This window comes from Agromyces albus (genome assembly GCF_004134825.1).
Taxonomy (GTDB): Bacteria; Actinomycetota; Actinomycetes; order Actinomycetales; family Microbacteriaceae; genus Agromyces; species Agromyces albus.
In genome coordinates, this window is the sequence record NZ_SDPN01000006.1 from 114,188 (window position 1) to 126,958 (window position 12,771).

The window sequence follows — 12,771 nt, forward strand, 5'->3', positions numbered from 1 at the left end:
CCGCCCGCCCGGGGCGAACGAGAACGGGGGCGCGCGAGGTCAGGGGGTGAGCACGACGGGGGGCATCGTCGCCCACTCGCGCACGAGCTCCTCGCGCACGGTGACGCCCGTGCCCGGGGCATCCGGAACCCGAAGCTGGCCGCGGTGCTCGCCGGAGCCGAGCACGAACGGCTCGGTGACGTCTTCGGCGAAGTAGCGCGACGAAGCCGAGGTGTCGCCGGGGAGCAGGAATCCGGGCAGTGCCGCGAGCGCCACGTTGGCGGCCCGGCCGACCCCCGTTTCGAGCATGCCGCCACACCACACGGGAACGTCGAGGGCGACGCACGCGTCGTGCACGCGCAGGGCCTCGAGGTAGCCGCCCATGCGTCCCGGCTTGATGTTCACGACCGACGTGGCGCCGCGATCGATCGCGTCGACCGCCGTGCCGACGCCGAGGATCGATTCGTCGAGGCAGACGGGAGTCTCGCACGCCTCCGCGAGGCGGGCGTGGGTCGCGATGTCCTCTTCGGCGAACGGTTGCTCGATGAGCAGCAGGCCGAACGCGTCGAGGCTCGCGAGCAGCGGGATGTCATCGGCGGTGTAGGCCGTGTTCGCGTCGACCTGCAACAGTCCGTCGCGGCCGAGGAGCTCGCGCACGGCGCCGACCGGCACGAGGTCCCAGCCGGGCTTGATCTTCAGCTTGATGCGCCGGTAGCCCTGCTCGACGTAGCCCGAGACCTCGTCGAGCAGCTCGTCGAGCGTGGGTGCGATGCCCACCGAGACGCCGCAGTCGACCCAGTCGCGCACGGCGCCGAACGCCTCGCCCATCGATCGGCCCTGGGCTCGGAGCTCGGCATCGAGCACCGCGGCCTCGAGGGCGGCCTTGGCCATGCGGTGCCCGGCCACGAACGCGAGCGTGCCCGAGACGGATGCCGCGAGCGGCACGCTCGCAATCGACGCCGCCGCCGCCGCGCGGCCTGCCGCGGTGGCGGCGCGCTCGTCGCCGGTCACGTGCTGCTCCCGATCGTCGACCCACATGCCCACCGAGTGCGAGGGGTCGTCGATGAGCACGCCGGCCATGCGGCCGTCGGCCTCGAACTCCGCGGCGTGGCGCCGCAACAGCGCCGGCGCCAGGTAGCGTTCGATGACGGATGCCGCACCGTCGACGTACTCCCCCGAGTAGAACGGGTCGCGGCCGGCGACGCACTCGCCCCAGCCCTCGCCCGCGTCGGTCACGACGTGCACGAGGAGCACCTCGCGCACGGTCTCGCGCCCGAAGGACGTCTCGAACGGCCGCACGAGAGGCACCTCGAGGCGGTGCAACTCGATGCGCTCGATCTTGGGCACTGGGTTCGTCGGCTCGGTCATGGTGCCTCCCGGTCGGGGTCGTCGCGGGTGAAGACGTAGTCGCCGTTCGCGTCGAGCTCGGCGCGGAGGCGGCCGTCGGCGAGCGCGGCGAACGCCTCGCGCGAGGCATCGCGCAGGCGTGCTGCAACCTCGGGATCTTCGGCCCGCACGCGCTCGTAATCGGCGACGAGCGCGAGTCGGCCCTCGGCTCGCCACTCGGGCACCGCCCGGCGGGCGATCGCCCGAGCGGTGCGGCGGGAGTCGAGCCGCCACAGCACCTCGAACCGGTCGCTGCGGTCGGCGCCGGTGATCGCATCGCGCAGCTCGCCGTAGAAGTCGGGCAGGAACCGGTCGACCTCCGCGCCGAGTCGCACGAGGTTCAGGTGGGCGTTGCGCCGGATCAGCGGATCGTAGGTCCAGCGCATCTCGGTCACCCCGTGGGCGAGGCACACGGCGCGCTGGCGGAGCTTCAGTGCGACGCCGATGCCGCGCCCGCGCGCGCCGGGGTCGACGGCGTTCATGTGCGAGTGCAGGTGCAGTCCGCCGGTCCAGCCGAGGAAGCCGAGCGTCGCGCCGAGCGGCGTGTCACCCGACGCGGTTGGCTCGGCGGCGGCATCCGGCCACTGGGTTGCGGTGTTCGGCCACTCGGTGGCGGGCACGGCGACGAGCAGGGTGTTGCCCGCGTGCTCGAGCGCCTGGAGCATCGAGCGATCGGCGCCGCGCCCCTCGCCCCACGTCGCCTCGAAGCGGGCGAGCACGCCGCCGAGTTCGCTCGGATCGGCCGGACGGGTGTGGATGCCGCCGCGCGCGTCTGCGGCATCCGCCGTCGCCTCGGCCTCGGCGATGAGCGCCGCCGGCACCCGCTCGAGCGAGCTGTTCACGCCAGCCGGTCTTCCACGTGCCAGGGCTGGCCGTAGCCGCCGTCGGACTCGGGTCGCGCCATGAGATCGAGGTAGGGCGCCGCGTCGAACGCCTCGGGGCCGAGCACGCCGCGGCCCTGCCAGACGCCGGTGGCGAGCAGCTCGAGCGCGATGACGGGGTTCAGGGCGGTCTGCCACACGACGCACTGCGCGTCGTACTCGCGCATCGTCCACTCGTTGTCGCTCACGTGGTAGAGATACGCCTCGCGGGCGCCGCCGTCGGTGCCGGTGCCCGTGACCCACACACCGGCGCACGTCTTACCCGTCATCCGCGGCCCGATGGTCGCCGGATCGGGCAGCGATGCCGCCACGACATCGCGCGGAGCGACGTGCACGGGGCCGTCGTCGCTCCGCACCCGAACCGGCGTCGTCGAGTCGAGGCCCAGCATGTGGAGGGTGCGCAACACGTTGATGAACTCCGCACCGAGCCCGTACTTGAAGGTGACGCGCTTCGCGTCGATCCAGCGCGGCATGAGGAGCACCTCTTCGTGCTCGACGTTCACGCACTCGACCGGGCCGATCCCCTCGGGGAACTCGAACACCTCGGGCTCCGAGAACGGCGCCGTCGTGAACCAACCGGCCTCCTCCTCCCAGATGACGGGCGGGTTGAGGCACTCCTCGATGGTGGTCCAGATCGAGAACGACGGCGCGAAGATCTCGTTGCCCTCCTCGTCGGTGACCACGAGGTTCGCGCCGTCGCGCACACCGAGCTCGTCGATCTCGCTGAAGAGGTGGTCGGCGGCGAACCGCGCGAACACGTCGGAGAGGCCCGGCTCGACGCCCATTCCGACGAGGGCGAGGCGGCCCGCGGCATCCCAATCCGGGCCTTGCGCGAATTGGTCGTCGCCGAGCTTCACGCCCGTCTGCGTGTACGGGTCGGACGGATGCGGCTCGGAGAGGCTCATCGCCATGTCGAGATAGTCGGCCCCCGCGGCGAGCGCGCCCGCGAAGATCGCCTGCACGAACTTCGGCTCGACGGCGTTCATCACGTGGGTCGCGCCGTGCTCGCGGGCGACGGATGCCACGATGTCGGGATCGCTCGCATCGATCTGCGTCGTGGCGAAGCGGGCGGCCACCTCGTCGCCGTGCTTCGTCCGGATCCAGTCGACCGTGCGCTGCGCCCGCGACTCGTCGTAGTCGCTCACGACGAGGAGCTCGAAGAATCCGCGACGGGCCGCGATCTTGGCAATGGCGTCTCCGACGCCGCCGGCGCCGACGAGGAGGATCCGCATCCCACGACGCTATCGTGGCGGGCCCGGCGAGTCGATGCCGGGATGCGCGCAGCTCGCCACTCAGCTTCTCCCGGCTCGCCCCGACCGCCCGCCCCGCCGCGCCCAAACGGAGATGCAGGAACTTCCGGGCGCTCGTCGGCGCGTCGCGGCCCGCAGACGACGCGCCTCGGCGCTTCTTCCTGCAACCCCGCGCGGCACACATCACCCGAACACGTCGGGCAGCCCGCGATGCCGGCGCACGATCGCAGCGTCCTCAACCGTGCGCGCCACCGCCGCCAGCGTCATCTCCCAGTCCTCCAGCACGTGCCGCGCACTCGGCCTCACCACCGGGACGCCGAACACCTGGCCGATGAGCGTGCGATCCCGATCGGCGAGGAACTCGTCGGATCCCGAATGGAAGCCGCGGCCGTCGACCTCGAAGAGCACGCATCCGTCGACGACGCCGTCGTACCTGCCGAATCCCGCCAGGTCGACCTGCGATTCGATGCGGAAGCCGGCACGGGACATCCGTCGAACGAAGAGGCTCTCCACTCCCGACTCGGGCCTGCCGGTGAAACGATCGATGAGGCTGGCGCTGCAGTTCGGGAGCGACGCCATCAGGGCGTCGACCTGCCTCCGACTCAGGATCCGCTCGTGCAGGACGGAGTCGATCGCGGCACTCGCGTGTTCGGCGTCCATGCAGCGCAACGCCGCAACGAGAGCCGACTGCGGCGAGACGATCCAGTCGAGCGCTTGTCGCGGCGCGAACTCTCGTGCCCAATGCACCCGCGGCGCGGCATCCGATGCGAGACGGACGTCGCGTCCTCGACGCGTCGATTCACGCAGCGACGGATGCCACACGCCCGGGTTCCCGACCTCGATCAACTGTGGTGCGGAGGCCAACGCGAGCCGTGAGGCGGTGCGCGGAACCTGCAGGTGCAGGCAGTCGTCGATGCCCGACCACACGCCGAAGCGGCGGAGGGCGGAGTGGCATCCGATGCGGGCGCCGGCTGCGATCGCACGGAGCTGGTCTCGGTCGGCGAGCGGGGATGCGAGCCAGCCGTGGCGAGGTCGCCCGACGACGCCGGAGGTCACGGCAGCGCGCAGCGCTGTCTCTGAGAAGCCGCGAGCCCGCAAGGTCTGCGCGCGAGCAACGTGACCGAGCCGGGCGAGTTCCGTGAGGATGTCGGGCATGACCGGCATCCTTCGGCACGGGCGCGTGTCGCGACGGCGAGGCCGCGTGGTGGCGGAAGACCTCGCGAGTTGTCCGCCACGGGAGGACGAGTGGTGGCGAGATGCAGGAACTTCCGGCGCCGGGGCGGCGCGGCGGCCGACGACACGCCGCGCGACCGGCAGAAGTTCCTGCATCGGCGAGGTGGGGATGAGGTGGGGATGAGGTGAGGTGAGGTGGGGATGAGGTGAGGTGGCGAGGTGGGGATGCCGTCAGGCCCCGAACAGCACCCGCTCGGTGAACGCGTTCCGGAACCGGCCCATGGGGTCGTACTGCGCTGCGAGCGCGGTGAACGCGTCGAAGCGAGGGTAGAGCGGGGCGAGCGCCGCGGCATCCGCTGCGAAGAGCTTGCCCCAGTGCGGTCGTGCCTCGAACCCGGCGAGGGCTGCCTCGAGTCGCGGGAGCAGCGCGACCACCTCGGCCTGCACGGGTCGCCAGGTGAAGTGCAGCCCGACGACGTCGCGACCGAACGCGGGGCTCAACCAGAGGGCGTCGGCGGCGACCGTGCGCACCTCGCTCACGAACAGCAGCGGCGCGATCTCGGCGGCGAGCCCGCGCACCGCCCCGATCGCCGCGACGGCCTGCTCGCGCGGCACGAGGTACTCCGACTGGAGCTCCTCGCCGTTCGAGGGCGTGAAGCCCATCCTGAAGTGCGCGAGCCGCTCGAGCCACGGGCCCGCGGCGCCGCCCTGTTCGGTGCAGTACTCCGCCGACACCCCGGGCAGCGGATGCCGAGGACCCGTCGCCGGGCGCGCACCGACGACGTCCGCGAGTGCCGGGCGGTCGCGGTCGGGCCGCCGCTTGACCCAGAGCTGATCGATGACGTCGGCGTCGCGCCAGGTGGTGAACAGGCTCACCGAATAGCCGAGCCCGGTCACGGCGTCGAGGTCGGCGAGCACGGCGTCGAGCGGAAGACGCTCGTACACGGTCTGCTCCACCTGGAAGCTCGGCTCGATGTCGAGCGTCACGTGCGTGACGACACCGAACGCGCCGAGCCCCACCACGACCGCGTCGAAGTCCGCATCGCCGCGGCGGAGCGTCACGAGCTCGCCCCCCGCGGTCAGCAGCTCGACTGCGGCGACGGATGCCGCGAGCGAGCCGTTGCGATCGCCGGAGCCGTGCGTTCCCGTGCTCACGGCGCCTGCCACCGAGATGTGCGGCAGGGAGGCGAGGTTGCCGACCGCCCAGCCGGACTCCTCGAGCCGGACGGCGAGGTCTCCGTAGCGCAGACCGCCGCTCACACGCACGAGGCGTCGCTCGGCGTCGATCTCGATGTCGGCAGGCAGCGCCGCAGTCGACACGAGCAGGCCGTCGGTGTCGGCGATGTCGTTGAACGAGTGCCTGGTGCCGAGCGGACGCACGCGTTCGCCGGCCAGTTCGGCGGCGGCGAGCAGGCGTCGCAGCTCGTCGAGGTCGCGCGGGGCCGCAACGCCGCGGGCGGCGTAGCGGAGGTTGCCGGCCCAGTTGGTGGCGCTCGGCTGGATCGTCGTGGGGGCGGGGGTCATGGGGTCAAGCCTGCCGTACGTGTCCATCGCGGGCTCGGTTGACGCGCGGATTCCTCGCGACGACACGCACCTGGGCGAGATCGAGGGGCGCGGCATCCGTCATCGCAGCCCGCTCGAGACGTCACCTCCCGAGAACAGTCCGCTCGAGAGCTGGCCGCTCGGGAACTGTCCGCGGGGAACCGGCTCGGTCAGGCGCACCTGGCGGTTCACGTCCTTGTAGAGGAGATAGCGGAACAGGCCCGGCCCGCCCGCATAACAGGCCTGCGGGCAGAAGGCCCTCAGCCACATGAAGTCTCCTGCCTCGACCTCGACCCAGTCGTCGTTCAGCCGGTACACGCCCTTGCCTTCGAGCACGAAGAGCCCGTGCTCCATCACGTGCGTCTCGGCGAACGGGAGCGAGCCGCCCGGCTGGAACGTCACGATGTTCACGTGCATGTCGTGCGCGAGATCGTCGGGGTCCACGAACCGGGTTGTCGCCCATGCGCCGTTCGTGCCGGGCATCTCCTGGGGCGCGACCTCCGCGTCGCTCGTGAAGAACGACGTGGCCGTATGTCCCTCGAGTGGCTCGTACGCCTTGCGGATCCAGTGGAAGCTCGTGAGCGCCGCACCCTCGTTCGAGATCGACCAGCGCTCCCCCGCCGCGAGATACGCGTAGCCGCCCGCCTCGAGCACGTGCCGCTCGCTCTCTCGCTCGAGCGTGAGGGTGAGCTCGCCCGACGTCACGAACACGACGCCCTCGACCCCGAGCTCCTGCTCGGGATGCTCCGCTCCGCCGCCGGGTGCGATCTCGACGATGAGCTGCGAGAACGTCGTCGCGAACCCGGCGATGGGCCGGGCGATGATCCACGCGCGGGTGTCCGTGAAGCCCGGCAGGTTGCTCGTGACGATGTCGCGCAGCACGCCCTTCGGGATCACCGTGTAGGCCTCCGTCACGATCGCACGATCCGTGAGGAGCTCGGTCTGCGCGGGCAGTCCGCCCTGCGGGGTGAAGTAGCTCATGGGCCCTCCTGATCGGTGATGGCCGCGGTGCGGCATCCGTTCACGGCTCCGCCCTCCTCGGATGCGCGAGCGCACCGAGCTCCGACTCGTCGATGCCCGTGTCGTCGGCGACCTCGGCGGCCGAGATCGCGCCGCACTGCACGCCGCGCAGCACGAACGCGGCGAGGGCACGCACCGTGGCGGGTTCGTCCAGCACGGCGCTTGCGGTGCGCGCTCGGTGATCGCGAAGGCGAGCGGATGCCTCGGGGTAGCCCTCGCGATAGAACGCGTACGTCGCGATGAACCGAGTCGGGAGCTGATGCGCGTGCAGATCCCAGCCCTGGGGGAACCCGCGCTCGAGCGACCGGCGCACGAGCCGAGCGTGCTGACGCCATGCCTCCCCTGCGCGATCGCCGATCGGCAGGAGGTTCGTCGATCCGTCGGAGAGGCGGATGCCGGTGCCCGCGACCGCGAGCTGCATGAGCTCCTTCGCGACATCCGCGACGGGATGCTCCATCGATTGGTACGGCGCGGCGATCTGCAGGGACGCGCTGTAGTCGTAGGTGCCGTAGTGCAGCGCGCTGATGCGGCCGGGCACCGCGAGGGGCAGGCGTGCCACGGGCGAACGGCCGTCGGCACCGAGGATGAGCTGCGGTGTCTCGACCTGCACCTCGAACGTGAGCCGGCCGTGGGGCAGTCCGAGGGCGCGTTCGAGCGCGGCCGCGACCTCCGCCATCGCCTCGACCTGCGCGACCGTCGACACCTTGGGCAGCGTGAGCGCAAGGCCGTCGGGCAGCGCGCCGTGCTCGACGAGCTCGGTCACGAACAGGTCGAGGGTGCGGATGCCGCGAGCTCGCGTCGCAGCCTCGAACGACTTGAAGCGGATGCCGATGAACGGCGGGGCGAAGCCCGCGCCCGCCGCGGCGACGATCCGCTTGGCGGCGCGCACCGCGTCGGCGTCTTCGACGTCGTCATTGCGCACGCCGTAGCCGTCTTCGAAGTCGATCCGAAGGTCTTCGATCGGCTCGCGTTCGAGCTTCTCGAGCACGCGTGGTGCGACGGCGGCCGTGACGGCGGCGTCGATGCCGACCAGACCCGCGAGCGCCTCGATCCCTCCCGCCGAGTCGGCGGCGGCGAGCGCGGCGCGCCCCCAGATGAAGGGAAGCTCCGGCGTGTACCGGTCGGCGGCCACGTACACGGTGTGCACGGGCTGTCGCGAGCCGTCGTCGCCGGGATACGCGGTGGCGAGCAGCTCGTCGGTCGCGGCGAGGCGGGCGTCGATCGCAGCGAGGTCGGTTCGGGTCAGTGCGGTGCGCATCCTCATTCCAGCAGCTCGTAGGCGGGCAGGGTGAGGAAGTCGACATAGTCGTCGGAGAGGCAGAGATCGGCGACGAGCCGCGCGGCGGGCTCGTAGTAGGCGGCGAACCGCTCGGGCGTCACGTCGGTTCGGAGCGCCTCCACCTCTTCGGCCAGCACCTGGCGCACGAGTTCGGGCGTCATCGTGCGGCCCGTGTCGGCGAGCACCACCCGGTGCTGCAGCTGCTGCCACACCTGGGAGCGGGAGATCTCGGCCGTGGCGGCATCCTCCATGAGGTTGTGCAGGGCGACCGCGCCGTTGCCCGAGAGCCACACCGCGGTGTAGGCCACGCCGACGGAGAGATTGGTGCGCAGCCCAGCCTCGGTGACCTCGCCGCCCGCCGAGGCGACGTCGAGCAGTTCGCTGGCGGTGACCTCGACCTCAGGTCGCTGGCGATCGAACTGGTTGGGGCGGTCGCCGAGCACGCCGTCGAACTCCTCGCGGCACACCGGCACGAGGTCGGGGTGCGCCACCCATGATCCGTCGAACCCGTCATTCGCCTCGCGGGTCTTGTCGGCACGGACCTTCTCGAACGCGGCCGCCGTCACCTCGGGGTCGGCGCGGTTCGGAACGAACGCCGCCATGCCGCCCATTGCGGCGGCACCGCGCCGATGGCAGGTCTTCACGAGCAGTTCGGTGTAGGCCCGCATGAATGGTGCCGTCATCGAGACCGAGGCGCGATCGGGCACGATGAACTCGGGCCCGGCGTCGCGGAACACCTTGATCATGCTGAACAGGTAGTCCCAGCGGCCGGCGTTGAGGCCCGACGCGTGGTCTCGAAGCTCGAAGAGGATCTCGTCCATCTCGAACGCGGCGGGAACGGTCTCGATGAGCACGGTGGCACGGATGCTGCCGGCCGGGAGGCCGAGCTGCCCCTCGGTGAAGGCGAACACGTCGTTCCAGAGCCGCGCCTCGAGGTGACTCTCGAGCTTCGGCAGGTAGTAGAACGGGCCGTGGCCGTTGTCGATGAGCCGGGCCGCGGTGTGGAAGACGTGCAGCCCGAAGTCGACGAGCGACCCCGATCCACGTTCGCCGTCGACGAGCACGTGCCGTTCGGGGAGGTGCCAGCCGCGAGGCCTGGTGACGACGGTCGGGCGGCGGATGTCGTCGCGAAGCGCGTAGTCCTTGCCCTCGGGCGAGGTGAACGCGAGCGTGCCCCGTGCCGCATCGCGGAGGTTCCGGATGCTTCCCACGACGTTCGCCCACGTCGGACTCGACGCGTCCTCGAGGTCGGCGAGCCACACGCGGGCGCCGGAGTTCAGGGCGTTGATCGCCATCTTCGCGGGAGACGCAGGCCCCGTGATCTCCACCCGCCGGTCGAGCAGCGCCTCGGGTGCGGGCGGCACGCGCCAGTCGCCCTCACGGACCTCCCGCGTCTCGGGGAGGAAGTCCAGGCGCTCGCCCCCGGCGATCCGGTCGCGCCGGCCGCGGCGGGCGGCGAGCAGCTCACGGCGTCGCGGATCGAAGCGGCGATGCAGTTCCTCGACGAAGGCGAGTGCGTCTGTCGTGAGGATCTCCTCGCCGCCCGCGACGTCGGTGGCATGTGCGATCTCGATCGTCATGCGGCAGCCGCTCCCTCCCCGGGTGATGGTCCACGCGCTGAGTACCTCTCATCTTCGCGCAGAAGCGCTCGCGGCGTAACCGGAACATGGGGAACGTCGCGGCGTGCTCCCGAGACAAGGAGTTCGACGATGGATGATCACCAATGCGCCACGGGCCAGCCCTCTGCGTCCCACTCGAGCTCGACGAGCGCCAGCTGGAACGCGCCGTCCAAGCGTCGGTCGTAGTAGTGCAGGGCGAGCGTATCCCCCGCGACCGATTGGCCGCCCGGGCCGACGCGATCTCCGTCGGCGGCCAGCAGGAGCGTGCCGCCGCCCTCGAGGAGCGAAACGCCGTCGCGATCGACGTAGGGGCCGGTGATCTCGCCGGCGCGGCCGACCGCGATGTTGTAGGTGCTCTCGAGTCCGCGGCAGCACGAGTCACGGGAGACGAACAGGAAGTACTCGCCGTCGTGCTCGACGATGTACGGGGCCTCGATCGCGTTGGGCGGCAGCTGGCGGTCGGCGAGTCGCAGCGGCTCCGCGGCATCCGCTCGAAGTCCGGTCGGCCACTCCAATGGCACCATGCGGATGCCGCTCCAGAACGAGCCGAATGACATCCACGGCTGCCCGTCGCCATCGACGGCGACGCCCGGGTCGATGGCGTTGAAGTCGTCGGAGCGGGCCGAGGAGATCACCGGCCCGCGATCGACCCACTCGTACTCCGCGGCATCGGGATCGAGCGTCTCGTTCGTCGCCAGGGCGATCACCGAGAGGTTCGACCCGAACGTCGACGCCGAGTAGTAGAGGTACCACGTGCCGTCGTGCTCGATGAGCTCGGGCGCCCAGAGGTTCGACACGCCGGGCACCACCTCGTCGAGCCACTCGGGCTTCTCGGGCCACACCTCGCCGCGGTAGCGCCACGAGGAGCCGTCGGTCGAGCTGCGGACCTGGATGTTGCCATCGGCAACGGTCTCGCTGCCCGTCGAGTACACGTAGCTCGTGCCGTCTTCGACGGCGAGCGCCGGATCGTGCGTCATCCGGTCGCCCGTGAGCTCTCGTGCGCCGCCGCTCGAGCACGCGGCGAACGCCGTGAGCGAGGCGACCGCGACGAGCGCGACGACAGAGCGCATCGTTCTGACGCGAAGGGCGGGGCGCGCCGTCATGGACGACCGGCGCGCCCCGCTGCTCATGCGCCGAGCGAGACGGCGGTCCACGACACGGCGGGAAGCACGAGCGTGAGCTGCCCCTCGGCGAGCTCGGCGCTGTCGTTCGCGCGCAGGGCGACGCGCTCGGGCTCGTCGAGCGTGTTCTTCGCGTACACGTCGTCGTCGGCGAGGGTCTGCGCGTCGAGCACCGTGATCTCGCCGAGCGCCGAGACGTCGATCGTCACGGAGATGGGCTCGCCCTGGCTGCGGTTCACGAGGAACACCGCGGCTCGGCCCGTCTCGGCGTCGTGCGTCGCGACCGCGTCGACGAGCGGAACCACACCGTAGACCTCGGTCTCGTAGGTGGGGGCATCGAGCCTGACCTCGAGCGCCTTGCCGGTCGCGAGCTGCGAGGTGAGCGCGAACGGGAAGAACGTGGCCTGCCGCCACGCCGGGCCGCCGGGCTCGGTCATGATCGGCGCGATCACGTTCACGAGCTGTGCGAGCGACGCGCTCGTGACGCGATCGGCGTGCTTCAGGAGAGAGATCATGAGGCTGCCGAAGACCACCGCGTCGGCGACCGAGTAGACGTCTTCCAAGAGGCGCGGCGCGACCGGCCAGTTGTCGATGCCGTCGATCTTGTCGACGTTGTGGAAGCGCTCGATGTACCAGACGTTCCACTCGTCGAACGAGATGTCGATGGTCTTGTCGCTGCCGACGACGGCCTTCACGTGGTCGGCGGTGGCGACGACCGTCTCGATGAAGTGGTCCATGTCGACGGCCGACGCGAGGAACGAGCCGAGGTCGCCGTTCTTCTCCTCGTAGTACGCGTGGCACGAGATGTAGTCGACGTCGTCGTACGTGTGCGTGAGCACGACGCGCTCCCACTCGCCGAACGTGGGCATGTGCGCGCTCGACGACCCGCACACGACGAGTTCGACCGAGGGGTCGAGCTGGCGCATGGCCTTGGCCGTCTGCGAGGCGATCTTGCCGTAGTCGTCGGCCGAGCGGTGGCCGAGCTGCCATGGGCCGTCCATCTCGTTGCCGAGGCACCACATCTTCACGCCGAACGCGTCGGTGCGGCCGTTGGCGATGCGCTGGTCGGCGAGCGCCGATCCGCCCGCGATGTTCGAGTACTCGAGCAGGTCGAGGGCCTCGAGCGGGCCGCGCGTGCCGAGGTTGACGGCGAGCATGAGCTCGCTGTCGACCTTGTCGAGCCACGAGGCGAACTCGTGCAGCCCGATCTCGTTCGTCTCGGTCGAGTGCCAGGCGAGGTCGAGGCGGCGGGGGCGCTCTGCGCGCGGGCCGACCGAGTCCTCCCAGCGGAACCCCGAGACGAAGTTGCCGCCCGGGTAGCGGATCGTCGAGACGCCGAGCTCCTTGACGAGGTCGATGACGTCTTGGCGGAATCCCTCTTCGTCGGCGGTGGGATGTCCGGGCTCGTAGATCCCGTCGTACACGCATCGCCCGAGGTGCTCCACGAAGGAGCCGAAGACGCGGCGGTTGATGGGTCCGACCGAGAACTGAGGGTCGATGGTGAGGCGTGCGGTGGGCATA

At 70.9% G+C, this 12,771-nt stretch carries 10 protein-coding genes; all 10 read right to left on the reverse strand.

Annotated elements, in window-relative coordinates:
* Positions 1-39: 39 nt before the first annotated feature.
* Positions 40-1,347 (reverse strand): o-succinylbenzoate synthase, encoded by a 1,308-nt coding sequence (gene menC, locus ESP51_RS05235; protein ID WP_241842987.1) that lies wholly within the window; start codon positions 1,345-1,347, stop codon positions 40-42.
* Entirely contained in the window at positions 1,344-2,207 is an 864-nt protein-coding gene (locus ESP51_RS05240; protein ID WP_129519838.1) for a hypothetical protein, read from the reverse strand. The genes menC and ESP51_RS05240 overlap by 4 nt, the downstream gene beginning before the upstream one ends.
* Positions 2,204-3,478: a saccharopine dehydrogenase family protein gene (locus ESP51_RS05245; protein WP_129519839.1), complete on the reverse strand. Its 1,275-nt coding sequence runs from the start codon at positions 3,476-3,478 to the stop codon at positions 2,204-2,206. The genes ESP51_RS05240 and ESP51_RS05245 overlap by 4 nt, the downstream gene beginning before the upstream one ends.
* A 201-nt stretch (positions 3,479-3,679) precedes the next feature.
* Positions 3,680-4,651, reverse strand: a complete 972-nt coding sequence (locus ESP51_RS05250; RefSeq protein WP_129519840.1) for a hypothetical protein — start codon at positions 4,649-4,651, stop codon at positions 3,680-3,682.
* A gap of 249 nt (positions 4,652-4,900) precedes the next feature.
* Positions 4,901-6,193 carry an FAD-binding protein gene (locus ESP51_RS05255; protein WP_129519841.1) on the reverse strand — a complete coding sequence of 431 codons (1,293 nt, stop codon included), beginning with the start codon at positions 6,191-6,193 and terminating at the stop codon, positions 4,901-4,903.
* Positions 6,194-6,292: 99 nt separating this feature from the next.
* The gene (locus ESP51_RS05260; RefSeq protein WP_129519842.1) at positions 6,293-7,192 is read right to left on the reverse strand and encodes a bifunctional allantoicase/(S)-ureidoglycine aminohydrolase; all 900 of its coding nucleotides are present in this window, start codon (positions 7,190-7,192) and stop codon (positions 6,293-6,295) included.
* 40 nt (positions 7,193-7,232) lie between these two features.
* Entirely contained in the window at positions 7,233-8,489 is a 1,257-nt protein-coding gene (locus tag ESP51_RS05265; protein ID WP_422386828.1) for a DUF6986 family protein, read from the reverse strand.
* Between the two features lie 2 nt (positions 8,490-8,491).
* Positions 8,492-10,090 carry a malate synthase A gene (gene aceB / locus ESP51_RS05270; protein ID WP_129519844.1) on the reverse strand — a complete coding sequence of 533 codons (1,599 nt, stop codon included), beginning with the start codon at positions 10,088-10,090 and terminating at the stop codon, positions 8,492-8,494.
* A 137-nt stretch (positions 10,091-10,227) separates the two neighbouring features.
* Positions 10,228-11,199, reverse strand: coding sequence for an arabinan endo-1,5-alpha-L-arabinosidase (locus tag ESP51_RS05275; protein ID WP_241842988.1), 972 nt, complete (start codon positions 11,197-11,199; stop codon positions 10,228-10,230).
* Positions 11,200-11,255: 56 nt separating this feature from the next.
* Complete coding sequence (gene arfA, locus ESP51_RS05280; protein WP_129519846.1) at positions 11,256-12,770, reverse strand: arabinosylfuranosidase ArfA; 1,515 nt, start codon at positions 12,768-12,770, stop codon at positions 11,256-11,258.
* Position 12,771: the final 1 nt, after the last annotated feature.